At 60.1% G+C, this 24,102-nt stretch carries 20 protein-coding genes; 10 read left to right on the top strand and 10 right to left on the bottom strand.

What is annotated here, in order from left to right; all coding sequences use genetic code 11:
* The first annotated feature begins 24 nt into the window (after window positions 1-24).
* From QM600_RS02975 to QM600_RS02965, 3 genes are all read left to right on the top strand, one after another.
* Window positions 25-846 (top strand): TauD/TfdA dioxygenase family protein, encoded by an 822-nt coding sequence (locus tag QM600_RS02975; RefSeq protein WP_283259993.1) that lies wholly within the window; start codon window positions 25-27, stop codon window positions 844-846.
* Between the two features lie 125 nt (window positions 847-971).
* Complete coding sequence (locus QM600_RS02970) at window positions 972-2,204, top strand: NADH:flavin oxidoreductase (RefSeq protein ID WP_283259992.1); 1,233 nt, start codon at window positions 972-974, stop codon at window positions 2,202-2,204.
* Window positions 2,201-4,543, top strand: coding sequence for an arylsulfatase (locus QM600_RS02965; RefSeq protein WP_283259991.1), 2,343 nt, complete (start codon window positions 2,201-2,203; stop codon window positions 4,541-4,543). Before QM600_RS02970 ends, QM600_RS02965 begins: the two co-directional genes overlap by 4 nt.
* A 58-nt stretch (window positions 4,544-4,601) precedes the next feature.
* On the opposite strand, the gene QM600_RS02960 is transcribed toward QM600_RS02965, so the two are convergent.
* Together QM600_RS02960 and QM600_RS02955 are read right to left on the bottom strand one after the other, a co-directional pair.
* Window positions 4,602-5,537, bottom strand: a complete 936-nt coding sequence (locus QM600_RS02960) for a TauD/TfdA dioxygenase family protein (protein WP_283259990.1) — start codon at window positions 5,535-5,537, stop codon at window positions 4,602-4,604.
* A 46-nt stretch (window positions 5,538-5,583) separates the two neighbouring features.
* Entirely contained in the window at window positions 5,584-7,938 is a 2,355-nt protein-coding gene (locus QM600_RS02955; RefSeq protein WP_283259989.1) for an arylsulfatase, read from the bottom strand.
* A 127-nt stretch (window positions 7,939-8,065) separates the two neighbouring features.
* On the opposite strand from QM600_RS02955, the gene QM600_RS02950 reads away from it, so the two are divergent.
* From QM600_RS02950 to QM600_RS02940, 3 genes are read left to right on the top strand one after another with little or no spacing between them, the layout of a single operon-like run.
* The gene (locus QM600_RS02950; protein WP_283259988.1) at window positions 8,066-8,875 is read left to right on the top strand and encodes a mycofactocin-coupled SDR family oxidoreductase; all 810 of its coding nucleotides are present in this window, start codon (window positions 8,066-8,068) and stop codon (window positions 8,873-8,875) included.
* Window positions 8,875-9,708 (top strand): mycofactocin-coupled SDR family oxidoreductase, encoded by an 834-nt coding sequence (locus tag QM600_RS02945; RefSeq protein ID WP_283259987.1) that lies wholly within the window; start codon window positions 8,875-8,877, stop codon window positions 9,706-9,708. The genes QM600_RS02950 and QM600_RS02945 overlap by 1 nt, the downstream gene beginning before the upstream one ends.
* A gap of 7 nt (window positions 9,709-9,715) precedes the next feature.
* Window positions 9,716-10,540: an SDR family NAD(P)-dependent oxidoreductase gene (locus QM600_RS02940; RefSeq protein WP_283259986.1), complete on the top strand. Its 825-nt coding sequence runs from the start codon at window positions 9,716-9,718 to the stop codon at window positions 10,538-10,540.
* A 19-nt stretch (window positions 10,541-10,559) separates the two neighbouring features.
* On the opposite strand, the gene QM600_RS02935 is transcribed toward QM600_RS02940, so the two are convergent.
* Window positions 10,560-10,790, bottom strand: a complete 231-nt coding sequence (locus QM600_RS02935) for a hypothetical protein (RefSeq protein WP_283259985.1) — start codon at window positions 10,788-10,790, stop codon at window positions 10,560-10,562.
* A gap of 162 nt (window positions 10,791-10,952) precedes the next feature.
* Between QM600_RS02935 and QM600_RS02930 the strand changes: the two genes are divergently transcribed.
* The gene (locus QM600_RS02930) at window positions 10,953-11,387 is read left to right on the top strand and encodes a nitroreductase family deazaflavin-dependent oxidoreductase (RefSeq protein ID WP_283259984.1); all 435 of its coding nucleotides are present in this window, start codon (window positions 10,953-10,955) and stop codon (window positions 11,385-11,387) included.
* A 15-nt stretch (window positions 11,388-11,402) separates the two neighbouring features.
* Window positions 11,403-13,178, top strand: a complete 1,776-nt coding sequence (locus tag QM600_RS02925) for a pyruvate dehydrogenase (RefSeq protein ID WP_283259983.1) — start codon at window positions 11,403-11,405, stop codon at window positions 13,176-13,178.
* 12 nt (window positions 13,179-13,190) lie between these two features.
* Here the strand turns inward: QM600_RS02925 and QM600_RS02920 are convergent, their stop codons facing one another.
* Window positions 13,191-14,057, bottom strand: coding sequence for an amidohydrolase family protein (locus QM600_RS02920; protein WP_283259982.1), 867 nt, complete (start codon window positions 14,055-14,057; stop codon window positions 13,191-13,193).
* A gap of 204 nt (window positions 14,058-14,261) precedes the next feature.
* Here QM600_RS02920 and ilvA point away from each other — a divergent pair, with 204 nt between their 5' ends.
* Window positions 14,262-15,617, top strand: coding sequence for a threonine ammonia-lyase IlvA (gene ilvA / locus QM600_RS02915; RefSeq protein ID WP_283259981.1), 1,356 nt, complete (start codon window positions 14,262-14,264; stop codon window positions 15,615-15,617).
* Window positions 15,618-15,636: 19 nt separating this feature from the next.
* Here ilvA and QM600_RS02910 read toward each other — a convergent pair whose 3' ends face one another.
* Complete coding sequence (locus tag QM600_RS02910) at window positions 15,637-16,158, bottom strand: TetR/AcrR family transcriptional regulator (protein WP_283259980.1); 522 nt, start codon at window positions 16,156-16,158, stop codon at window positions 15,637-15,639.
* A 128-nt stretch (window positions 16,159-16,286) separates the two neighbouring features.
* Here QM600_RS02910 and QM600_RS02905 point away from each other — a divergent pair, with 128 nt between their 5' ends.
* A complete protein-coding gene (locus QM600_RS02905; RefSeq protein WP_283259979.1) occupies window positions 16,287-17,831 on the top strand; it encodes an MFS transporter in 1,545 nt (514 codons plus the stop codon).
* A gap of 60 nt (window positions 17,832-17,891) precedes the next feature.
* Here QM600_RS02905 and treZ read toward each other — a convergent pair whose 3' ends face one another.
* From treZ to QM600_RS02880, 5 genes are all read right to left on the bottom strand, one after another.
* Window positions 17,892-19,613: a malto-oligosyltrehalose trehalohydrolase gene (gene treZ / locus QM600_RS02900; protein WP_283259978.1), complete on the bottom strand. Its 1,722-nt coding sequence runs from the start codon at window positions 19,611-19,613 to the stop codon at window positions 17,892-17,894.
* A gap of 183 nt (window positions 19,614-19,796) precedes the next feature.
* Window positions 19,797-20,393: a helix-turn-helix domain-containing protein gene (locus QM600_RS02895; protein WP_283259977.1), complete on the bottom strand. Its 597-nt coding sequence runs from the start codon at window positions 20,391-20,393 to the stop codon at window positions 19,797-19,799.
* A 229-nt stretch (window positions 20,394-20,622) separates the two neighbouring features.
* Complete coding sequence (locus QM600_RS02890) at window positions 20,623-21,648, bottom strand: NADP-dependent oxidoreductase (protein WP_283259976.1); 1,026 nt, start codon at window positions 21,646-21,648, stop codon at window positions 20,623-20,625.
* A gap of 45 nt (window positions 21,649-21,693) precedes the next feature.
* Window positions 21,694-22,455, bottom strand: coding sequence for an SDR family NAD(P)-dependent oxidoreductase (locus tag QM600_RS02885; protein ID WP_283259975.1), 762 nt, complete (start codon window positions 22,453-22,455; stop codon window positions 21,694-21,696).
* Complete coding sequence (locus tag QM600_RS02880; protein WP_283259974.1) at window positions 22,452-24,005, bottom strand: long-chain-fatty-acid--CoA ligase; 1,554 nt, start codon at window positions 24,003-24,005, stop codon at window positions 22,452-22,454. The genes QM600_RS02885 and QM600_RS02880 overlap by 4 nt, the downstream gene beginning before the upstream one ends.
* Window positions 24,006-24,102 lie beyond the last annotated feature (97 nt).

The following is a 24,102-nucleotide window of genomic DNA, read 5'->3' as shown; positions in this document are numbered from 1 at the left end:
CGACAGAATCCCTACTCTGTAGACATGCGTCTACAGTCGCTGGTGAACCCAGTCATCCGCCCGCTCACTTCTGTCATCGGTGCCGAAATTATCGGGATCGATCTTGCCCGCACCAAGCCCTCGGACATCGAATTCGTGTCGAAGGCACTGCTCGAACACAAGGTGCTGTTCTTCCGCGATCAAGAACTCGACGATCGTGCACACGCGGACTTCGCTGCACACTTCGGAGTTCCTCAGCACTTCGCCTTCTTGCCGCCGGTAGCCGAGGACGTACCCGAGGTTCACGCGCTCGCCAGTGGTGGAACCAAACCGAAGCGTTCCAATGCCGATATCTGGCACTCCGACGCGACCTTCCAGGCCACTCCACCGATGGGATCGATTCTGCGTTCGCTGATCTCGCCCGCCACTGGTGGAGATACCTTGTGGGCCAACATGGAAGCTGCCTACGAAGCATTGTCACCTCGGTTGCAGGAGATGCTCGACGGTATGACGGCGACACACGACTTCAAGAATTCGAGTACGCACCGTAACCATCCTCTCGGTGACGTCTACCCGCCGATCTCGCAACCGGTTGTCCGGACGCATCCGGTTACGGGACGAAAGTCGTTGTACGTCAACCGGACGTTCACCACGCGAATCGACGGACTCAGTGAACGTGAGAACGAAATGCTGTTGCCCTTCCTGTGTGATCACGTTCGCGGCCCCGAGTTTCAGTGCCGATTCACCTGGGAAGCAGGGTCCGTCGCGTTCTGGGACAACCGCTGTACTCAGCACTATGCAGTAGCGGACTACACGCAGCCGCGACTTATGCACCGCGTAGTGATCGACGGGGATCGCCCGTTCTAGTCCGGCGGGTTCGACCGACCTGTTTGCCGAGATTGCAATAAAACCTCCCGTCTCGTGAGACGGGGAGTAACGGCACGTGGTTCCCGCGGTCCATAGTGGAGCGACATCACAGACGGAGGAGCGAAATGACGGTGAACGAGCAAGGCACGCAGAGTTCAGTTGTGTTCACGCCGGGTCGAATTGGACCGCTGACTCTTCGAAACCGCATCATCAAAGCCGCGACGTTCGAAGGTCGAACGCCTGACGCATTGGTTACCGACGAGTTGATCGCTTTCCATGCCGAGGTGGCAGCAGGTGGCGCTGCAATGACCACTGTCGCTTACTGCGCCGTGCAGCCTGAGGGGCGCACCCAGGGGGGACAGATCTGGATGCGCCCGGATGCCGTGCCGGGCCTCCGCAAGCTCACCGATGCCGTGCACTCACAGGGCGCCGCAGCTCAGGCTCAGATCGGTCATGCGGGAATCGTCGCAAATTCGACGTCCACTGGGTTGCCGGCGCTGGGGCCCACGAACAGGTGGGATCCGGCCAAGGCGAAGTTCTCCCGTAGTGCAACGGTTGACGATATCACTCGCATCGCGCGATCGCATGGCACTGCCGCCGAGCTCGCACTGGAGTCCGGCTTCGATTCGGTCGAGGTCCACTTGGGGCACAACTATTTTGCGAGTTCGTTCCTCAGTCCCAAGATTAACAAGCGCAAGGACGAATACGGTGGTTCCTTCGAAAATCGATCTAAGGTAGCGCTCAACTCCTTGCGCGCGGTGCGGGACCGAGTCGGGGACCGCATGGCCGTCACCGCGAAGATGAACATGGATGACGGTGTCGCCGGCGGGTTCTGGATCGAAGAGGCCGTGCGCCTTGCACAGCTACTCGAGGCGGAGGGGTTGGTCGACGCTCTGCAGATGACGGTGGGAAGCTCGCCTCTCAATCCGATGTACCTCTTCCGCGGCGAGGCGCCGATTCGAGAAATGGCAGCGTTGATGCCTCCGGTTCGTAAGCTCGGGCTCAAGGTGGTCGGTAAGTACATGCTGCACAGCTACCCGTACGAACCGCTGTTCATGCTCGAACAGGCGCGTCAGATCAGGGCGGCAGTCAAGATTCCGCTCATTCTGCTCGGTGGTGTCACTGACCTGCTGGGAATGAATACCGCGATGGAGTCCGGCTTCGAGTTTGTCGCGATGGGTCGCGCGCTGCTGCGTGAACCAGATCTGGTTCGAAAACTGCAGGCAGACAACGCCACACGTTCACTGTGTATTCACTGCAACAAATGCATGCCGACCAATTTCTTCAATACTCACTGTGTACTGCGCCCCGAGTCGCCGACGATGCCGACTGCCGGAGAGAAAGTTGTGGTTCCATGACGGTAAACCGTTTCACAATTCCGATCGTCAACAACGTGGCACAGCCAAAACCGGCTGTGTTCGTCCAAGATCAGGTTCCGAAATTCAATCGGGTGGATCCGGTGCGACCGCCGGAAGGCGCACCCAACGTACTTCTCGTCATGATCGACGACGTGGGATTTGGTGCCGCATCCACGTTCGGCGGACCGTGCCGCACGCCTACCGCAGACCGGTTGGCTTCGGAAGGCTTGAAGTACAGCAAGTTTCACACAACAGCTTTGTGCTCACCGACTCGTGCGGCGACACTGACCGGACGTAATCATCACAGCGTCGGATTCGGCAACATCGCCGAGGTCTCCACGACATCCCCCGGCTATAACGGAATGCGTCCGGCCAGTGCAGCGACCGTCGCACGAGTGTTGCAGGGCAACGGATATGCGACCGGCGCCTTCGGCAAGATGCACCAGACGCCGCCGTGGGAAACAACCGCAGCCGGCCCGTTCGACCACTGGCCACTGCGTGAAGGCTTCGACAAGTTCTACGGATTCCTCGGCGCCGAGGCAGATCAGTTCGCGCCGGTGCTCTACGACGGCTACACCATGATCGCCCCACCGAAGACCGCCGAGGAGGGCTACCACCTCTCCGAAGACCTTGTGGACCAGTCGATCAAGTGGATCGACGGCGTCAATACGATGGACCCCGACAAGCCGTGGTTCTGCTACGTACCGTTCGGAGCCGTTCATGCGCCGTTGCAGATTCCCGACTCGTACCAGGAAAAATACCGCGGCAAGTTCGATCACGGTTGGGACGAGCAGCGCGAGATCACCCTCGCTCGGCAGAAGGAACTCGGCGTTGTCGGCGAGGACACCGAGTTGGCGCCGTGGGCACCGGGGGTGCCGCATTGGGACACATTGACCGACGTCCAACGCACGGTTTCCGCGCGTCTGATGGAAACGTATGCGGCGTTCCTCGAGCACACCGACGATCAGGTCGGACGCCTCGTCGATCACCTCGAGAAGCGTGAATTGCTGGACAATACGCTGGTCATCTACATGATTGGTGACAATGGCGCGTCCGCGGAAGGCGGCCTGGACGGTTCGTTCAACTACATGGCCACTCTCAACGGGTATCCGCAGACACCGGAGGAGATCAACGCGCGCCTCGACGATATCGGAACCGAGGACAGCTACGCGCACTATCCCGTGGGATGGGCGCTCGCGCTGGACACTCCGTACCAGTGGGCCAAGCAGGTTGCGTCGCACTACGGCGGAACGCGCAACGGGCTGGTTATGCATTGGCCCGACGGAATCGGGGCCAGGGGCGAGGTTCGCAATCAGTGGCATCACTGCGTGGACATCACTCCGACGATTCTCGAGGCGGTCGGCATCCCGTCACCGACGATGGTGGACGGTGTTCCGCAGCAGCCGATCGAGGGCACCGCGATGAACTACACGTTCGACGACGCGGAAGCAACAGATCAGCATGTGACCCAGTACTTCGAGATTTTCGGCAATCGAGGCCTCTACGATCACGGCTGGACGGCCGTGACAGCGCACCGCCGGCCGTGGGAGTTGGCGCTGCCCGGCCAGGACTACGCCGATGACACGTGGGAGCTGTACGACACCTCGGTCGACTGGTCGCAGGCCCGGAACCTGGCGGCCGAATATCCGGCCAAACTACGTGAGCTACAAGAGAAATTCCTTCTCGAAGGCGCTCGCTACCAGGTGTTCCCGATCGACGACCGCACCAGAACTCGAAACATCGACCCGGCAACACGCGCTCCGCACGTTTTGCGTGGCAGGACCGGGCTGACCCTGTATCCACATATGAACGGGTTGGTCGAGACAGCAGCGCCGCGAGTATTCAGCAGTTCGTACACGATCACCGCGAAGATCGATGTCGGAGTCAAGATTCTGAACGGGGTCCTGATGAGTTTCGGCGGACGCTTCGGCGGGTTAGCGCTGTACGTGCGCGATTCGGTTCCGGTGTTCTGCTACAACAACTCCTATGTTTCGCACACGTATCTTCGTGGTGCAACACAGCTCGAACCCGGAATGCGTGAGGTGACCATCGATTTCGACTACGACGGCGGCGGAATGGGCCTGGGCGGAATGTTCACCCTCCTGGTCGACGGACTACCGGTGAGCAAGGAACGAGTGTCGCAGACGACGCCGGCGATGTTCAGCCTGAACGAGCATCTCGACGTCGGGCTGAGTCGAGGAACTCCGGTAACGCCTGAAATTCCTGTTGGTGGTGACGCTTTCGACGGTGCGCTCGAGCACGTACGAATCGATGTCGAAGCTGCGCGTCCTCCGCAGGAGGCGAAGGCGCTCGAGGATATCGTTCGAGCTACTCAGTAGGAAAGAGCAGTAGTAGAGCCCCGCGTGGACAACACGCGGGGCTCTGTGGTGTGTGAGGTCAGAACGGTTTGTCGCCGAGAATGGTGACGCGCTCCATTATCCGAGGATCGGGGAAGTAGTCACCGCACGCGTAGTGCTGGGTGGCACGGTTGTCCCAGAATGCCACGGATCCAGGCTTCCAATGGAACCGGCACTGATATTCCGGATGTGTCGCCTCGTGCATCAAGATCTTCAACAGTTCGTCACTCTCGTCCTTGGGAATGCCGACGATGTGTGTGGTGAAAATTGTGTTGACGTAGATCAGCTTCTGCCCGGTCTCCGGATGAATTCGAACCACCGGGTGTTCCTGGGGCGGGTACTCCAAGGCCTTCTGTGCCTTGATATCTGGTGGCAGTCGACGTCCGAACGTCTGCATGAAGTCGTGCACCGCGACCTTGCCGTCGATGCGTGCCTTGACCTCGTCGGAGAGTCCGTCGTAGGCGACGGCCATGTCGGACCAGAGTGTGTCGCCGCCGGTCGTAGGAACGCTGACGGCCTTCAGGATCGAGCCCATCGGCGGCGTCTGCTCGAAGGAAGCGTCACTGTGCCAGACGTTTTCGACCGGAATATCGGCGGGCCCGCGAGCGAGACGCACAACCTCCGGAATATCTGCCTTCGGGATGAAGGGGTGAATTTCGGGCGTGCCCCAAAGTTCGGCCATGTCACGATGCACGTGAGAATCGAGGTTCTGATCGCGGAAGAAGATCACTTTCCATTCGAGCAAGCAGCGATGCAGTTCAGCATGGAGTTCCGGGCTGATCGGCTTCGACAGATCGACGCCACTGATTTCGGCACCGATGGTCCGTGAGTACGGTGTGATGTCGAACATCGTGTACGGCTTCTGCGCCGAGTCGTCGGCGGTCCGATACAGCGGACGAACATAAACGGCGGACTTGGGGTTTCGAGTTCCTTGTGGGACCGGAACAACAGCGCGGTCTTCGATTTCTGCAGTCATCGTGCCTCCTGATTGGTTGTGAATGGAGTAGATAGTCGTGGAGTGTTTACTCAGCTGCCAGAGCCATCGCCCGGAGTCGCGCCACGGCGTCAGTGCCGATATTTCGCAGGGGAGTTCCGGGCAGGTACCGCGCAGCAATCAAAGTTCCTGTGTAACCGAAGGTTCCGTCTGTGATGTGTCTGGCCCAGGAAACCGGCGAGCGTCGGTCGATGCCGACGTCGATTCCTTGGAAGAGTGCTTGACCGGCCATGGACGAAACTTCGGTGAGCTCACCGGCACACTCGCCGGCGATCTCGAGGCGCACCGTGAGTGTGGATGCGTCGTGCGCCTGCACATCGAGCGTCAGCTCCTGCCTACCGGGATTCAAAGGCTCGGAACTGATTGTGTCGACGGTTCCGTAAGCATTGTGCAGGTATGTGACTCGGTCGTTGTCGATATAGAGCGAGTATCCGCTGCTCTGTCCGCCGTGGGCTACCAGGGTTCCGCGGTCGCCCGGATGAAAATCGACCTCGACGGCGATCCGATAGGACCGTAGAGCAACCAACTGGGCAGACCGATACCGCTCCAGGGTAGGAGTTCCGGGCAGTATCCGTACGGGGAGGGACAGGCGCTCTTCTCGCTGCGGACGCAATGCCCGCTTCAGCCCGGAACCTTCATCGAGTGGAAACACTTGATTCTCCCAGGCGGCGCGCTCCCACCATTTCGAAAGTTCGGCCACCTTGTCGGGGCGCTCGGCAGCGAGGTTGCGACATTCCGTCGGATCTTCGTCGAGGTGATAGAGCTCGTACTCTGCGTCGTCGAACGGACTTAGCGGAACATGACGGCTGACGATCTCCCAGCCGTCCTCGTAATAGCCGCGATGACCGAACATTTCGTAGATTTGTCCACCGCGTTCGTGTGGTGCTTCAGCGTCGAGCATAGTTTTTGCGAAGCTGGAGCCGTCTTCAGGTTTGAGCGGAACTCCCTGTCGGTGAGTCGGATTCGCAATCCCGATCAGCTCGAGCAATGTGGGAAAGAGATCGGTGACGTGCACGTACTGCCGCCGGATCCCGCCGCCGAAATTACGAAGCCTGGTCGGCCACGACATCACGGCGGGCACTGAATGCCCTCCGGCGTGCGTGTTGACCTTGTACAGGCGGAACGGAGTATTGGATGCCATCGCCCACCCCCGTGGATAGTGCGGCATCGAGCGGGGTCCGCCTACCATGTCGATAGTCTCGAGATCGCGAGCGAAGCCGTCGGTTCGGACTCCCTTGTCATGGAATCGGCGCAGCGCATCGAAGTACTGCATCGTCCCGTCGGCCTCGCCCTCGCGTGACGCGCCGTTGTCGGACGTGAACAACACAATGGTGTTGTCCCATTCTCCCAAGTCCTCCAAGGTTTTCCGAATGCGGCCGAGGCTCTGATCGACGCTGTCGACCATCGCCGCGTAAACCTCCATGTATCGGGCGAAAACTATCTGCTCGTCCGCAGTGAGACTGTCCCAGGCGACAACGTCGTCGCCTTCCTCGGTATTGCGCGGCGCAAGTCGGGTTCCGTCACGGATGACACCGAGGTGGAGTTGCTTCGCGAAACGCGATTCCCGCAGCGCATCCCAGCCTTGCGAATAGGTGCCGCGATACTTCTCGATATCCACAGGCTTGGCGTGCAACGGTGCATGAACTGCTCCGTGTGCGACGTAGAGAAACGCGGGCTTTGTGGGATCGGACGCTTTGACGGACTTCAGCATTCGGATTGCTTCGTCAGTGATGTCGTCGGTGAAGTAGTAGCCGGTCGGGTACTCATCGGGACTGACCTGCTCGTTTCCGCGCAAGATCGCCGGCGGATTGTGTAGGTCGGTCATGCCGCCGAGAAATCCGTAGAAGCGCTCGAAACCTCGTTGCAGCGGCCATGACTGCATCGATGCGCCGTCGTGATCGTCATTGTCCTTGCATAGGTGCCACTTTCCCACCGCCATCGTTGCGTAGCCGGCGTCGCGGAGTGTCTCGGCAAGGGTGGGGACATCGTCGCCGAGTTCCATAGCGAGCGAAGGGAATCCAGGATCTGCGTGTGCGACGTAGCCAACTCCGGCAGCGTGAGCGTTACGGCCGGTCAGCAGTGCAGCACGAGTGGGCGAGCACATCGGGGTGACATGGAAATTGCTGTACCGCAGCCCTTCTTGCGCCAGCAGGTCGATGTTCGGTGTATCGATTTCGGATCCGAAACAGCCCACGTCGGAGAATCCGAGATCATCACACATCACTACCACGACGTTGGGTGCGCCGGCAGGGGGAGTGGCACGTTCCGGCCACCACGACTCGGATTCGGCCAGTGTGCGTCCAATACGGCCCCGGAAGTCTTGGTAGGCGCGACGTTCCGGCGCGATATCGGCGGGGATCCCTCGTTTATCTGAGCTGGACATGGTGGCGACGTTACGAGTGCGATGCAGACCGTGCCGAGGGGGAATCCCGCTCCTCGGGAGATGCACTGATGATCGCGACGCGGAATCAATAGTGTCCCGAAGTACGAGACGGAGCAAAGGACAATGTATGTCACGAATGACTGACAAGGTCGTACTGATCACGGGTGCCGGCGCCGGAATGGGGCGAAGTCACGCAGTGCGACTGGCCGAAGAAGGCGCCGATATCATCGCCGTTGATCTGCCCGGCGAGGTTGGCGAACAAGGGTTGGCAGAGACGTCCAGATTGGTGCAGGCGCTCGGCCGCAGCATTGTCACCGCAACCGCTGATGTGCGCGATCACGGCGCGCTCGATGATGCCGTGGCTACCGGTGTCGCACGACTGGGTTCAGTGGACGTGATTGTTGCCAACGCGGGCATCTGCGAGACACCAGGGCCTTCGTGGACCATCGATGAAGAGGTCTGGAACCGGGCGATCGACATCAATCTGACGGGAGCCTGGAATACGGTGAAAGCCGGAGTGGCCGCGCTGAGTGCGGCCGGAGGCTCGGTGATCATCATCAGTTCCACCGCCGGTATCTCCGGCGCAGCCGGTCGATCTCAATACTCCGCATCCAAGCATGCCGTTGTCGGTCTTGCCCGCACATTGGCCAATGAACTCGGGAGACAATCCATCCGCGTGAATACAGTTCATCCCGGAGCCGTAGGAACTGACATGGTGCTCAACCCGGAAACTTTTGCCAGACTTCGACCAGACCTCGTAGCGCCCACCGCGGCTGATGCGGCCGAAGTGCTCCGAGCGAATACGTTGTTGCCCGTGCCGTGGGTCGAATCCGTCGATGTGAGCAACGCAGTACTGTTCCTAGCCTCGGACGAATCCCGTTACGTCACAGGCCTACAGATGGTTGTCGACGCCGGCCAGACCCAGAAGGTGGCGTGATGGGTGGGCGGTTGGCAGGCAAAGTTGCACTGATCAGCGGTGGTGCGAGGGGAATCGGCCGCGCCCAAGCGGTTCGATTCGCCGAAGAAGGTGCCGACATCATCGTCGTGGACATCGGTGAGGCGGTGGAACATTCGACGACGCCCGGTTCGAGCAGTGCCGACCTGGCCGAGACCGTGAGTTTGGTAGAAGGTCTGGGGCGCAAGATTGCCTCTTTCGAGGCGGACGTTCGCGATCAGAAGGCGCTGGACGCTGCAGTTGCCGAAGGTGTTGTTGCGCTTGGTCGGTTGGACATCATCTGCGGGACGGCCGGCGTCAGCTCCGCGGGAAAGGCTCTCGAACTGTCAGCCGAGCGTTGGCAGACCATGCTCGACGTCAACCTGACCGGTGTCTGGCGTACGTGCAAGGCTGGAATTCCACATGTGATCGACGGCGGTGCCGGTGGGTCCATCGTGTTGATCAGTTCGATCGCCGGATTGCGTGGTTTGGTGAGCGTCGGCCACTACACGGCCGCAAAGCACGGCGTCGTTGGATTGATGCGGTCCCTTTCGCAAGAACTTGCGCCGCACAGTATTCGGGTGAACACGGTTCACCCCGCCAACACACGTACGACGATGCTGCAGAACCCCGGAACTATGAAGACCGTGCGGCCTGATCTGGAGAACCCCACGCAGGAAGACTTCGAGGCGGGACTGCAGTCCATGCACATGTTGCCGGTCGCGATGCTCGAGCCGCGAGACATCGCCAATGCCAGCTTGTTCCTGGCTTCCGACGAGGCGCGATACATTACCGGCGTAACCCTGCCCGTTGACGCCGGTCACTGCCAAAAGTAGGAGAGCTGTGAAACTCGAAGAATTGCGCGGCGGAACTGCCGTGATCACCGGCGCCGGAAGCGGAATCGGTGAAGCGCTGGCACACGAAGCAGCTTCACTCGGAATGAATCTGGTACTTGCAGATATCTCGGCTGAGCGGCTGGATGCGGTAGCAGTGAACCTGCGCGCGGACGGCCATCGCGTGCTCGCCGTACCGACCGATGTCCGAGTGGCAGCCCAAGTGGATGCGCTCGCTGACGCGGCGTATGCCGAATTCGGTTCTGTCGCACTGCTAGCCAACAACGCCGGTCTCGAATCGGTCGGATACACCTGGGACATACCGGCAGACGAATGGCAACGTGTCATCGACGTCAATCTCACCGGCGTCTTTCACGGTATTCGTTCGTTCATTCCTCGAATGGGGGCGGATCCACAGCACTCGCATCTGGTCAACACTGTGTCGGTCGGCGGTGTCTCGATCACTCCACGGATGACGGCGTACGCGGCGTCAAAGCATGGAGTGCAGGCGCTCAGTGAGTGCGTGTATCTGGAATGCGCCGAGAAGTTTCCGCAGATACAGGTTTCGGTATTCAGTCCGGCGCAGGTGGCCACCAGAATCTTCGACGATGTCGAAGTACGCCACGACTCCGATGAGGACGCCGAATTCTGGCGAGAGAACATTCGCGGCGGAATGACACCGCAGACCGCTGCGAAGCTGTACTTCGACGGTCTTTCACGAGATGAATTCTGGATACTCACTCATCCTGAGGCCTTCGAACGACTTGCCGGCAAACGAGCGAAGGTCCTCGCCGGAAAGCTGCGTCCCGACGCGGTATTCGACGGACGGAACTGAGGGGGAGGATTGGCATCCTCTAGATGCGGGAGTAATGGAAGCGTCGTACCCACCAGGTTGTGACTGCTGCTGACGCTGCGGTCAGTACAGCGACCTGCATGGACGTCGTCACGGCGAGGATGACCACGAACAGAATCAAGCCGAGGATCATGGCTTCGATCTTGTACAGAGGCCAGGGTGTGCCGGCGATGTCGACGCAGTTGTCGGTGGTCCGGCGTGATTCGCGGGTGGAGATTTCTGCGGTTGTCATGCCGTCACCTGCCCTTGTTGTGTCCTGTTGTGGACTTTCAGGGTATCCAGATACTTGGTTTCGGGCAAGCGAACTTTATTGATCAGCAGCTCACTTTATCGATACACCGGCAGATTTGTTCGTTCGGTGGCAATGGGGTGGGAGTGGGTGTTCACTGGACCCATGCCAATTACAGGTGAATATGAACCCAGTCCCGCAACGTGGGCTGCCGACCAGGTTGAACTCATCGAGAAGTCCGGCGGGACCGAGGGCAACGAACTGAACGGCATGGCCGTCGTTGTCCTCACGACTGTCGGTGCGAAGTCCGGCAAGATTCGCAAGACGCCGTTGATGCGCGTCGAGCACGACGGTAAGTACGCCGTCGTGGCGTCCTTGGGCGGCGCTCCCAAGAATCCGGTCTGGTACTACAACGTCAAAGCGAATCCGAATGTCACCCTGCGTGACGCGACGCAGGTCTCGGACATGGTTGCGCGTGAGGTGACCGGCGACGAGAAGGCGATCTGGTGGGAACGTGCAGTTGCTGCCTTCCCCGACTATGCGGAGTATCAGAAGAAGACGGATCGCGAGATTCCGGTATTCGTGCTCGAACCCAAGTAGCTTTACGGAGGCCGCATGAGTCCGAAAACTGTTGCAGATCAATTGGTTCGGCAGCTAGTTGATGCCGGTGTCAGTCGAATCTACGGGATCGTCGGAGACAGTCTCAACCCCATCGTGGACGCAGTGCGGCGCACCGGCGGATCCACGACGGGTGGTATCGATTGGATTCATGTCCGGCATGAGGAAGCAGCAGCTTTTGCTGCAGCAGCGGATGCGCAGATCACGGGACGGTTGGCGGTCTGCGCCGGTTCGTGCGGCCCCGGAAACCTGCATCTGATCAACGGGCTTTACGACGCACATCGCTCGGGCGCGCCGGTCCTTGCGATTGCGTCGCACATTCCGAGTGCTCAGATCGGGATGGGTTACTTCCAGGAAACCCATCCCGAGCGCATCTTCATCGAGTGTTCGAGCTACACCGAACTGATCAGCACCGCAGTGCAGTCGCCGCGGGTCGTACAGTCTGCAATCCAGCATTCGGTGGCCGGCAACGGTGTCTCGGTGATTGTCTTGCCGGGTGACATCGCGGAATGTCCCGCGGAAGGAACGCCGCCGACTCTTGTGGAAACGCGCAGGCCGGCGCTCGTTCCGGATGCGGGTGACGTTACGGCGTTGGCCGAGGTGATCAACGCGTCGGAAAAGGTGGCGATCTTCGCCGGCGCCGGGGTGCGAGGCGCCCGAGACGAAGTCCTCGAATTGGCCGAAACTGTTGGCGCGCCCATCGGCCACAGCTTGCGGGGCAAAGAGTGGATTCAGTACGACAACCCGTACGACGTCGGGATGACGGGTCTTCTGGGTTACGGTGCCGCACACGACGGTATGCATGGCGCTGACCTGCTGCTCCTGATCGGAACGGATTTTCCGTACGATCAATTTCTGCCACACACTGTGCGGACCGCTCAGATAGATTCTGCAGCAGAGAAATTGGGTCGTCGAACCAGCTTGGATCTTGCGGTGCACGGAGATGTTGCAGCCACACTCGCGGCGTTGATTCCTCAATTGGACCGCAAGGCTGACCGGGTTTTCCTCGAGGACATGCTCGCTACGCACAACACTCTCATGACCAAAGTTGTAGGGGCGTATACCGATCCGGTGAAGCAGCGAACGCCGATTCATCCCGAATATGCAGCATCGATCCTCGACGACCTTGCCGCGGAGGACGCGATCTTCACTGCTGACACCGGCATGTGCAATGTGTGGACGGCACGATATCTCAATCCCAACGGTTCCCGGCGATTTCTTTCGTCGGCCTTGCATGGTTCCATGGCCAATGCACTGCCACACGCTCTGGGTGCGCAATGGGCAAGCCCGGGACGGCAAGTCATTTCGGTCTCCGGCGACGGGGGACTGTCGATGTTGCTCGGCGAACTGGTGACGGTCGCGATGTACCGACTGCCGGTCAAGATCGTTGTGTTCAACAACTCGACCTTGGGAATGGTCAAACTCGAGATGTTGGTGGACGGTCTACCCGATTTCGGCGTCGACGTTCCGCCAGTCGACTATGCGGCCGTGGCTGCGGCCTTGGGGATCTTCGCGCGTCGTATCGAAAGCCCTGATGATATCGAATCCGGTATTCGCGCTGCCCTCGATCACGATGGTCCGGCATTGGTCGATCTTGTGACGGATCCGCTGGCATTGTCGTTGCCGCCCAACATCACCGGAGGTCAGGTCAAGGGATTCGCGCTCGCCATGTCGAAGATGGTGATGAACGGCGGTGTGGGGGAGGCCGTGCAGATGGCGAAGTCCAATCTGCGGAACGTGCCGCGCCCGTCGCAGTTCAACCCGAGGGGCTGAGAAGGCGTCATCTCAGCCTTTCAGTTTCAGTACCTTGCGGGCGTTTTCATGGAGGAACTTCGGCCACACGTCGGCGTTGAACGGAACGTGCGGCATATCTCCGAAGATCCGGTCCAGCGTTAGTCCGGCTGGAAAGTAGCCGGCGTAGATGATCTTGTCGGCGCCGCGAGTGTTCGCGTAGTCGACGATCGTCTTCGGGTAATGCTTGGGGGCGAACGCCGAGGTGGAGTAGTACAGATTGGGCCATTTGAGCATCAGCTTGACGGCCAACTCCTCCCAGGGTTCGCAGCCGTGCCGGGTGACAAAAACCAGGTCCGGAAAATCGAACATCACGTCGTCGATCAATTCGACGTGCTGGACCGCGGATTTGAGCCTGGGCCCGGCGATACCGGCGCACGCGAAGATCGGGATATCCAGTTCGACGCACTTGGCGTAGATCGGGTACATCTGCGGCGCGTTGAGTGCCACTTGCGGGAACGTTCCTGCTGCAAAAGAACTCACCGAGACGATGCCGAATTCTTCGTACTCGCGCGTCATTCGGTTGAGTGTGCCCATGATGTCGTTGGGGTCGACCGCGGAACCCTGCGGAACGAACCGGTCCGGGAAGAGTGTGACCGCGCGCTTTCCCGACTCCTTCGCCATGCTGACCATGCCGATCTCGATGCCGTGCTTGTCCATCTCCTTCAGGGTCACGGAGACGGGATCGTCGGTGGAAAGGTTGTCGGGCACGCCCTTGAACATGTACTGCGCCGGCATGCTGAACTCGTTGAGGCTCTGCTGGTCCTTGGTCTGACGTGTGATGAAGGCGTACTCGTCGTAGCCGGACTCGCGAAACCCGATGTGTGTGTCGATAATCGGGACTCCGTCGTAGGGGGTCATGCGGTGCACTCCTCGGGTTTCGTTGCGTCTGATGCGCGCGTAAGGCCAGGCGTCGCGTTGGGGGCCGTGGACCATTGAACTTCGTTCTATTTCCGGCTTTGTGATGAGAGTAGGTGAGTGCGCACCCAGCGTCTTCGAATCGGCGCGAATCTTCTGCGGTGACCGCGGTGGGAAGGTTGGCGTCGGACGTGCAAAAATGGCGGAGTGTCTAACTCGCCCGAGGTCGTAGCTACCAAGTCCACCCTGCCAGCGCTTGACGCGCGGGAAATTGACGCGGCTATCGAGCGAATTCAAGACGTTATTGCGGCCACACCTTTGCAATACAGCGAGAGGCTGTCAGCGCTGACCGGTGCCAAGGTGTATCTCAAGCGCGAAGACCTGCAAAGTGTTCGCTCGTACAAGATCCGCGGTGCGTTCAACCTGATCGCACAGTTGACCGACGAGGAACTTGCCGCGGGCGTCGTGGCTGCCAGTGCCGGAAACCACGCACAGGGCGTCGCGTATGCCTGCCGACGGATGCAGATCCAGGGCCGGATCTACGTTCCGGCCAACACGCCGAAGCAGAAGCGCGACCGGATCCGCGCTCACGGTGGCGAATTTGTCGAACTTTTCACGATTGGTGAAACGTACGACGCGGCTGCTGCGGCAGCGGTGGAGGATGTCGCGCGAACGGGTGCCACCATGGTTGCTCCCTTTGACGACCCGCGTACCGCGGCCGGCCAGGGGACAATCGCCGCAGAGATCCTGCAGCAGTTGGATGCGCCCCTCGACGCGATTGTTGTACCGGTTGGCGGCGGCGGGTGCATCGCGGGAATCGCAACCTACCTGCATGAGCGTTCGCCGAAGACATCCATTGTCGGCATCGAGCCGTCCGGTGCGGCGTCGATGACGGCGGCCCTGGTGGCTGGTGCCCCCGTGACGCTGCCGGTGGTGGATCCGTTTGTGGACGGCGCGGCGGTCAAGCGAATCGGTGATCTTCCGTACGAAGTGGTCTCGCGCTTGGGTGCTGCCGTGGTTTCCCATGCGTCGTTGCCGTTGGTGGCCCGTCAGCTGTCAGGGCTTCCGGGTTCGGGCTCGTTTGTAGTGAACCAGATCGACGAAGGCGCTATCTGCACGGCGATGCTCGAGATCTATCAGAACGAGGGCATCATTGCTGAACCGGCGGGCGCGCTTTCCGTTGCAGCACTTCAGAATTTGACTCTCGAGCCGGGGTCGACCGTCGTGTGCCTGATTTCCGGTGGAAATAACGACGTCTCGCGCTACGGAGAAATCCTCGAGCGTTCGTTGGTGCATCTAGGACTCAAGCACTACTTCCTGGTGGATTTCCCGCAGGAGCCGGGAGCGCTGCGTCGATTCCTCTCCGAGGTGCTGGGCCCGGACGACGACATTTCGCTGTTCGAGTACGTCAAGCGCAACAACCGTGAGACGGGCGCTGCGTTGGTCGGTATCGAACTGGGCTCCGCCGACGGTTTGTCGTCGTTGCTCGAACGTATGGAGCATGCACCGATGAAGTCCGAGCGGCTCGAGCCGGGGAGCCCGGCGTACCGCTATCTGACGTAGGGAATGTTCCGTCAGGTGGTCACGGCATCAGCCGCTCGATCACCTGACGGTGCAGTTCGGGATCCGGTTGGGGGAGTCCGAGCATCGCGGCGAGGTAGATGCCGTCGCCGACAAGGCGGATGATTTCGGCTTGAACGGGATCAGCATTCTCCGTCTGCAGACCCTGGTCCCAGCTGCGCATCACTTCGATGACAGCTTTCTGGATTTCGTCGTGCTGGCCGTCGACGGTGCGCAGTGCGGCGATGATCGAGCGGAACAGCGACAGTTCTTCGGCTGTGCTCGAATCCGGAATCTGAAGATAGAACTCGGTCGCGGACGTGCCACCGGCAACGGCGTCGGCAAGCTGCTGATCGGACCGTTCCCCAAGTCTGCGGACCATCGCCGCGAGGAGAGCTTCCTTACTGGGGAAGTGGTACAGCAACCCGCCCTTTGATACCCCGGCTTCGGTGGCAACTCCTTCGAGCGTGACCTGGGCGACGCTGCTGACCAGTAGCAACTTCTCCAGTGCGTCGAGAATGCGATCACGTGTGCCTTGAGCCATGTGATGGAACTGTACCGGGAAATAACTTTACCGCCGAGACGGTTCACTGTTAGTGTAAAACCGTCACTGTACCGGCTGGACGGTTCAGTGGAATTCGTACTCGACTCACGGAAAGTTGCAGAAGAGCAATGTCAGTGTCGGCAGATCAGACGTCTGCAATCAATCCCGAGGATGTTCGGGCAACCAAGCGCGACTGGGCGGGCTTGGTGGTCCTCGCGTTTGCGGTGTTGCTCATCGCGGTCGACGGCACGGTGCTCGATCTGGCCCTGCCGTTCATCAGCGCGGACCTGGAACCGAGCAGCACTCAGCTGCTCTGGATCATCGACGTCTACTCGTTCATTCTCGCGGGTCTCCTCATCACGATGGGCACGCTCGGTGACCGCATCGGCAGGCGAAAGCTCCTGCTCATCGGCGCGGTGGGCTTCGGTCTCGCGTCGATCATCGCGGCTATGGCCACTACCCCGGAAATGCTGATCGCAGCCCGTGTGCTGCAAGGCATTTCCGGTGCGACGCTTATGCCTGCGACGCTGGGTCTGATCCGCACCATCTTCGTCAACCCGCGTCAGCGCACCGAGGCAATCGGCGTCTGGGGTGCCATGGCCGGCGGCGGTACTGCAGCCGGCCCGCTGATCGGCGGTTGGATGCTCGAGCACTACTGGTGGGGTTCCGTTTTCCTCATCAACATCCCCGTCATGATCGCCCTGGTCGTTCTCGGTCCGATCCTGATTCCGGAGTCCAAGGACCCCAACCCTGGTCGATTCGATCTGATCAGTGCGGCTCTGTCGATGGCAGCCATGCTGCCGTTGGTCTACGCGATCAAGGAATCGGTTGTCCACGGCGTCAGCTTCACGTTGTTCGCCATCGCCCTGGTCGGCCTGGCAGCGGGTGTCGCCTTCGTTCGTCGTCAGCGGAGCCTGAAGGATCCGATGCTGGATCTGAAGCTGTTCTCCAACGCTGCCTTCTCCACCGCTGTTCTCACCAATCTGCTGTCAGTCTTCGCGCTGGCCGGTGTCCTGTTCTTCGGTTCCCAATACCTGCAGTTGGTCTTGGGTAACGGAGCCTTCAATGCCGGCCTGTTGATGCTGCCCGGCATGTTGCTGAGCGCCTTGACTGCCGTGGCGGGTGCCTGGCTGATCCGCCGGTGGACAGTGTCACAGGTGCTCAGCGTCGGGTTGATTGTCGCTGGAATCGGTGCGGGTATGTTGCTGGCGCTCGGTGTCGACAGTGGTCCGGTGATGTTCGTGATCGGCTTCGGTTTGGTCGGAGCCGGAGTTGGCGTCGCACTGACTCTGACTAACGACCTCGTGGTCAGCGCGGTTGAGCCCGAGCGTGCCGGTGCCGCGTCAGCGGTGTCCGAGACAGCCTACGAACTCGGTATCGCGCTCGGCGTGGCAATCCTCGGCAGTGTGGTCATGGCGATCTTCCGCAAGGGAATCGACATCTCCATGCTTGATTCCGATCAAGCACACGCAGCGCAGGGCACCCTCGGCGGCGCGCTCGAAGAAGCCAAGCATCTGCCCGTCGAGGCAGGATCGGCGCTGGTCGATTCTGCGAAGTCGGCCTTCGTCGACGGCATGCACGTCGCCTCCGGTGCTACTGCTCTCGTGCTGTTCATCAGCGCTGCGCTGGTGCTGCGGATGTTGCGGAGTACGCCCGAGAACGCGAAGCGTTAACGCATGATGCAGCAGAACGCGAAGCGTTAACGCATGATGCAGCAGAATGCGAAGCGCTAGTTAGTTCTCCAGCACCACAAATGAATGCCCTGGCACCACAGTTGCGGACGCGGTCTCGTCCTGAGTCGGCAGATCCCACCAGAGAATGGGGGTTCCGCCGGACGGGACGTGGGCCGCGTCCGTTCCCAGATTGCAGACGATCTGTAATGTGCCGCGTCGCAGCGTGATCCACTTCTTGTCCTCGTCGTAGTCGACGCGCAGGTGCCCCAGCCAGGGATCGGTGAGCTCGATTCGCTTCGTGCGCAATGCAAGTAGATCGCGATAGCAGGTCAGCAGGCGTGCGTGGGGTTCCGCGTCGAGCTCATCCCAGTTCAACTTCGATCGCAGAAACGTCTGGGGGTCTTGCGGATCGGGGATGTCGTCGGTGTTCCAGCCGTGGGCCGCGAATTCGGCCTTACGTCCGCGTGCAGTAGCCGCCCCCAGTTCCGGTTCCGGATGCGAAGTGAAGAACTGGAACGGCGTCGACGCGCCCCATTCCTCGCCCATGAACAGCATCGGCGTATACGGCGCGAGCAGGACGAGCGCGGCTTTGACGGCCAATTGCCCCGGCGTCAGATAGGCGCTGGGGCGGTCGCCGATTGCACGGTTGCCGATCTGATCGTGAGTGCATGTGTAGGCCAGCAGGGCGCTGGCGGCCTGTTGCGAAATGTCGATGGGACGGCCATGAACCCGTCCGCGGAACGACGAGTACGTGCCCGCATGAAAGAAGCCGCGCCGCAACGTGTTCGCCAGTGATTCCAGAGATCCGAAGTCCGCGTAGTAACCCTGCCGCTCGCCGGAAACAGCAGTGTGGATCGCATGGTGGACGTCGTCGTCCCATTGCGCGTCAAGCCCGAATCCGCCCGCTGCTCGGGGAGTGATGAGAGTGGCGTCGTTGAGATCGCTTTCGGCGATCAGCGTAAGCGGCCGGCCGACATGGGCAGACAGTGTTTCGGTGCGGACTGCGAGTTCCTCGAGAATGTGTGTGCTGCTGTGGTCGACCAGTGCGTGGACGGCGTCGAGGCGCAGGCCGTCGATGTGGAAATCGCGCATCCAGCGCAATGCGTTCTCGATGATGTACTCACGTACTTCGCCGGACTGCGGACCGCCGATGTTGATGGTTCGACCCCAGGTGTTTGCACCGTCGGCAATGTACGGACCGAAACGCTCGAGATAGTTTCCCGACGGTCCGAGATGGTTGTAGACGACATCCAGGATCACTCCGAGTCCGCGATCGTGGGCGGCATTTATCAAGCGCTGCAACCCGTCCGGACCGCCGTACCCTTCGTGGACCGTGTACCAGAGCACGCCGTCGTAGCCCCAGTTGTGGGTGCCGTTGAAACCGTTGACCGGCATCAGTTCCACGAACCCGACACCGAGATTCACGAGGTGATCGAGGCGGGAGATCGCGGCGTCGAATGTTCCCTCGGGAGTGAACGTTCCGATGTGCAGTTCGTACACCGATGATCCGGCAAGTTGGCGTCCGGTCCAGCTCGCATCCGTCCACACCGATTCATCGAGGACGTGGAGCTGGGAAAGTTTGTGCACGCCTGCGGGTTGGCGCGGCGACCGTGGGTCGGGGAGTGTGTCGCCGTCGACCACAAATCCGTACCGCGCGTCTTCGCGGCATTCGATCTCGCGGCGCCACCAACCGTCGGCGGCTCGTGTCATCTCGTGAACTATGCCGTCGACGTCAACCTGAACTGATTCTGGAATGGGCGCCCAGACCTCGAAAGTGTGCACCCGATCAGCATGCCTGGTTCAGTGCTGATGTGCCGCACTTGAGTGCACATAACCCGGTCGCATATGGCCAGATGTGACCGCGTGCAGCGACTTGTGTGCACTCAAGAACGCGTCTGGACGCGGCATCCGAAGAACGAACTACCAATCGATCCGGGACGGTCGTACAACTCACTGACCTCGAGCTCAGTCGTGTGGATGCTCGATCGGCATCGAATTCCTCGACGACTCACTCCGACGCATGACGAGGACCGCCTCGGAATGACCGCCAATTGCTCGAAACGAGTGTGGTCTATCCGCGGCATAGCGAATCCAGTCGCCTTGGTGAAGTTCGACCGGATCGTCGGGGTCACCGGCCAAGAGCGTGCCGCTCAAGACGCAAATGAACTCAACACTGTCTGACTCGTGTCCTTCCGACGAATAGCCGGTTTCATTGACCACACAGTGCAGGACATGAACCATGTCCGCGCCGTAGATAGTCCCCATCGCGCGAAATTTGTAATCGTGGTAATCGTGCCAATCTTCGTCGCTCTCACGGCGAACTACCGTTGGCGGAGCCGAATCAAACTTCGAGACTAAGTCGGTCAACGATACTTCCAGTGCCAGGGCAATCGACTGGAGCGTATCGATCGTCGAATTCGATTCTCCGATTTCGAGGGCGAGGAGCGTCGTCTTCGAGACTCCGGAGCGTCGCGCCAGCTCGGAGACCGAGAGTCTGCACTGCAGTCGGTATCGCTTCACGTTTCGGCCGACAAACGCGTTGGTGGATTGCATGGTTGTCATATTCTCAGACCTACGCCGTCGGGCCGATTGGAACTCGAGGAAACGTGTCATTCTTTTCGGAAATATTCATGTGTAGCGATCCCCCATAAGTCAGAACTGCTTGGCATAGCCAGATACTTCCAACTGCGCATAGTAGCTGGTGCTCCATGCTCCCCGTGTCCGCCGTACCGACGCCGCACTCCGAGAAAGTGTCGAGGAATGCGCCGTCGGGCGAATTGCGTTGATTGATTCACGCACCCAGATCGAGGATCTGCTTGCCTACGTTCTGACCCTCGAAGAGTCTCATCAAGGTTTGCGGAAACTCGAGGATGGAGCCGGTGACGATGTCCTCGATGTTGTTCAGCTTTCCCTCGGACATCCACTGCGCCAGGGGAGTTACAGCTTCGGCCATCCTGTCTTCGTAGTCGAAGACAACCATGCCCTCCATACGGGCGCGCTTGACCAGCAGTGCCCGATAGTTAGTGGGTCCAGCCGTGACCTCTGTCGAATTGTACTGGGAGATCGCTCCGCAGACGACAACTCGTGCCCGCATCGCGAGATTCGACAGTCCGGCATCGAGGATCTCTCCGCCGACATTGTCGAAGAAGACGTTGACCCCACCTGGTGCGAGACGACGTAATTCCTCGCCCACATTCTCGGACTTGTAGTCGATCGCGCCGTCGAAACCGAGTTCGTTCACCAGGAAATCGCACTTCGCGCGTCCGCCTGCGGTGCCGATTACCTTGCCGCCCAGAATCTTCACGATCTGGCCGACGGTGCTACCCACGGCACCCGCGGCGCCCGAGACGAAAACCGTCTGGCCTGGCTGGAATTCGCCGACATCTGTCAGTCCGAAATACGCTGTGGCGCCGGTAATGCCGAGAACGCCGAGGTATGCGCTGGCCGGAACATCAAGATTCTGGTTGATGACACTGACCCCGTCGCCCGAACTGACTGCGTATTCTTGAACTCCGAATGCACCGGTCACCAGAGTGCCGACCGGAAAGTCCGTAGCCTTCGAGTCCACGACCTCGCCGAGTGCAAAAGCTCGCATTACTTCGCCGATTGCTACCGGCGGAATGTAAGAGCGGCCTGAATTCATCCACCCGCGCATCGCGGGGTCGAGTGAAATCTGTCGGACGCGAACGACGAAACGGCCCTCGTCCGGAACTGGGACAGGCTCGCTGACCAATTTCCAGTCGCTTTCCTTGGCGAAGCCCACCGGACGGCGGTCGAGGAGCAACTTTCGGTTGGTATTCGGGGAAACGTCGGTCATCGCAGATCCTCCAGTGCTTGACGTGTATTGCTCGAACTGTTCATGTCAGGTTGTAGTGATTCCGCCGTCGACGCACAGCGTCGTTCCGGTGACGTATCCGCCGGCATCGCTGGCCAGGAAAACTGCGGCTGCTGCCAATTCTTCGCCGCGTCCGACACGCCCGGCAAGAACACGGTGGTTCATGCTCTCGATGTACCCATCCGGGTAGGTCGCCGTCATCTCCGATTCGAAGAAGCCCGGAGCAATGGCAGTCACACGAATTCCCTTGCGGCCAGTCCACTGTGACGCCAGATCGCGTGTGAGTGCAATAACACCCGCCTTGCTCGATGCATATGCCGCCTGGGGAAGCCCGGCCGTCGTCAAGGCGAGAACGCTCGAGATGTTGATGATGGCGCTGCCCGGATTCATTACCCGTCCACAGGCCTGTGCCATCCAATAGGTTCCGAAGAGGTTGACGTCGACAATGCTGCGAAACTGTTCGGGAGTTTCGCGAGTTGCAGGCACGGCGGACGACAGACCGGCGTTGTTGACGAGGATATCGACTTTGCCGTAGGCCGCGATTGCGGCATCGACGATGGCAGTCGCGTCCTCCGGCTTGGAAACGTCGGCCTGTACCGTGATCGCACGCCCACCCAGAGCTTCGATCATCGACTTCGTTTCTTCAAGCCGATCCAAACGCCGCGCTGCAAGAACAACATTCGCGCCGGCTTCGGCAAAGCCCTTGGCGAAGGCAACGCCCAAGCCCGAAGACGCACCGGTGACTACGGCGACCTTGCCGTCGAGTCGAAACATATCCAGGACACTCATGAGTTTGCTCCGTTCATACTCCGCGCTGATGGTGCGCGGAGTTCTTTCTTGAGGATTTTTCCGGTGGAACCCTTGGGCAGAGTGTCGATGATCGTCACTCTGCGCGGGTACTTGTATGCGGCCATGCGCTCTTTGGCGAAAGTTACGAGATCTTCGGGTTCGACGGTGTGGCCCGGCTTCAGACTGATGACGGCGACGACCTCTTCGCCCAAGCGGTCGTGGTCCTCGCCGATGACGGCTGCTTCGGCGACGGCAGGATGGGTGTAGAGGATTTCCTCGACTTCCCTCGGGTAGACGTTGTATCCGCCGCGGACGACAAGATCCTTCTTACGGTCGACGATGAAGTAGTAGTCGTCTTCATCTCGGTATCCGAGGTCTCCGGTCGAGAACCAACCGTCGCGCAGCGCTTCTGCGGTTGCTTCGGGACGATTGTAGTAGCCCTTCATGATGTTGTGCCCGGAGATCTGGAGCTCTCCGATATTCTCCTCACCGGCTTCCAACACGGTTCCCTGATCGTCGACGAGTCGAATTTCGACGCCCCAGATGGGTTTTCCGATCGAGCGCACCTTGCGTGCCTGTGCACTGACGTTGAATGTCGCAACACTCGCAGATTCGGACAGTCCGTAGCCTTCGAGAATCACCATGCCGTCGAACTTCTCCTCGAATGCGCGTAGAAGTTCACCCGGGATCGCGGCACCACCGGAAACTCCGACTCGCAGCGAGGACAGATCGTGACCGGACGTGTCCGCATGGAGAAGGCCGGCGAAGATCGTCGGAACTCCGGGCAAGATGGTGACACGTCTCGCGGCCACAGTGTCCAGTACAGGTTCGATCTCGAAACGGGGGACCAACGCGAGTGTCGTGCCGAACCGAACTGCAGTGTTGAGAACGCTGGACAGTCCGAAAACATGAAACATCGGCAGGGCAGCCAAGCTCACGTCATCGGGCTGGTATCCGAGCAATTCCCCTGTGACGGTGCAGTTCATGTAGAGCTGGTAGTGGGTGAGCTCAGCGCCCTTCGGCTTGCCGGTTGTCCCGCTCGTGTACAGAAGTACTGCTGTGTCATCTGCGCTTGTTGCCGAGATCTCGGTATGAGCCCGGCTTTGCATCAGGTCGGCAAAGTCGCGAATTTCGTGTGTGACGTCACCGGATCCGGCCGCGCCGACGGCATAGATCTTCACGTCACCGACCGTCGACACGGCTTCGACGGCTTGGTTGGTTAGTGCGCGCAGTGTAATCAGCATCGAGGCATCGCTGTCCGCCAGTTGGTAGGCGACTTCTGCCGGATGGAGGAGTGGGTTCAGCGGAACCATCACCAGTCCGGCCTTCAGAATCCCGAAGTAGGCAAAAAGGAACTCGGGCTGGTTGGGCAGCTGAACGGCAATCCGGGCGCCGCGTTCCATCCCTGCGGAGATCAATCCGGCGGCAACGCGATCGGAAGCGGAGTCCACATCTTCGTAACTCACGACGTCATCGCCGAAGTACACCAGGGGCTTGCGCGGAACTTTGCGGCGCGATTCGCGCAGCATGGTGGCAAGGTTGAAGGACATACCAATCTCTTTCTGGTTTGAATCGGTGCGCGGCGGACGGTACGTGGCATGACGACATACCGGTGGTGTGTCTCCCTCATCGAAAGCACACCACCGG

Origin of the sequence: Rhodococcus sp. IEGM 1379 (assembly GCF_030056815.1) — a bacterium.
Lineage (GTDB): Bacteria > Actinomycetota > Actinomycetes > Mycobacteriales > Mycobacteriaceae > Rhodococcus_F.
This window is presented reverse-complemented; position numbering and strand designations above follow the sequence as displayed.

Coding starts and splice junctions, on each gene's coding strand:
- QM600_RS02975 (WP_283259993.1), top strand. CDS start 25: ATGCGTCTACAGTCGCTGGTGAACCCAGTCATCCGCCCGCTCACTTCT.
- QM600_RS02970 (WP_283259992.1), top strand. CDS start 972: ATGACGGTGAACGAGCAAGGCACGCAGAGTTCAGTTGTGTTCACGCCG.
- QM600_RS02965 (WP_283259991.1), top strand. CDS start 2,201: ATGACGGTAAACCGTTTCACAATTCCGATCGTCAACAACGTGGCACAG.
- QM600_RS02960 (WP_283259990.1), bottom strand. CDS start 5,537: ATGACTGCAGAAATCGAAGACCGCGCTGTTGTTCCGGTCCCACAAGGA.
- QM600_RS02955 (WP_283259989.1), bottom strand. CDS start 7,938: ATGTCCAGCTCAGATAAACGAGGGATCCCCGCCGATATCGCGCCGGAA.
- QM600_RS02950 (WP_283259988.1), top strand. CDS start 8,066: ATGTCACGAATGACTGACAAGGTCGTACTGATCACGGGTGCCGGCGCC.
- QM600_RS02945 (WP_283259987.1), top strand. CDS start 8,875: ATGGGTGGGCGGTTGGCAGGCAAAGTTGCACTGATCAGCGGTGGTGCG.
- QM600_RS02935 (WP_283259985.1), bottom strand. CDS start 10,790: ATGACAACCGCAGAAATCTCCACCCGCGAATCACGCCGGACCACCGAC.
- QM600_RS02930 (WP_283259984.1), top strand. CDS start 10,953: ATGCCAATTACAGGTGAATATGAACCCAGTCCCGCAACGTGGGCTGCC.
- QM600_RS02925 (WP_283259983.1), top strand. CDS start 11,403: ATGAGTCCGAAAACTGTTGCAGATCAATTGGTTCGGCAGCTAGTTGAT.
- QM600_RS02920 (WP_283259982.1), bottom strand. CDS start 14,057: ATGACCCCCTACGACGGAGTCCCGATTATCGACACACACATCGGGTTT.
- QM600_RS02910 (WP_283259980.1), bottom strand. CDS start 16,158: ATGGCTCAAGGCACACGTGATCGCATTCTCGACGCACTGGAGAAGTTG.
- QM600_RS02905 (WP_283259979.1), top strand. CDS start 16,287: ATGTCAGTGTCGGCAGATCAGACGTCTGCAATCAATCCCGAGGATGTT.
- QM600_RS02895 (WP_283259977.1), bottom strand. CDS start 20,393: ATGACAACCATGCAATCCACCAACGCGTTTGTCGGCCGAAACGTGAAG.
- QM600_RS02890 (WP_283259976.1), bottom strand. CDS start 21,648: ATGACCGACGTTTCCCCGAATACCAACCGAAAGTTGCTCCTCGACCGC.
- QM600_RS02885 (WP_283259975.1), bottom strand. CDS start 22,455: ATGAGTGTCCTGGATATGTTTCGACTCGACGGCAAGGTCGCCGTAGTC.
- QM600_RS02880 (WP_283259974.1), bottom strand. CDS start 24,005: ATGTCCTTCAACCTTGCCACCATGCTGCGCGAATCGCGCCGCAAAGTT.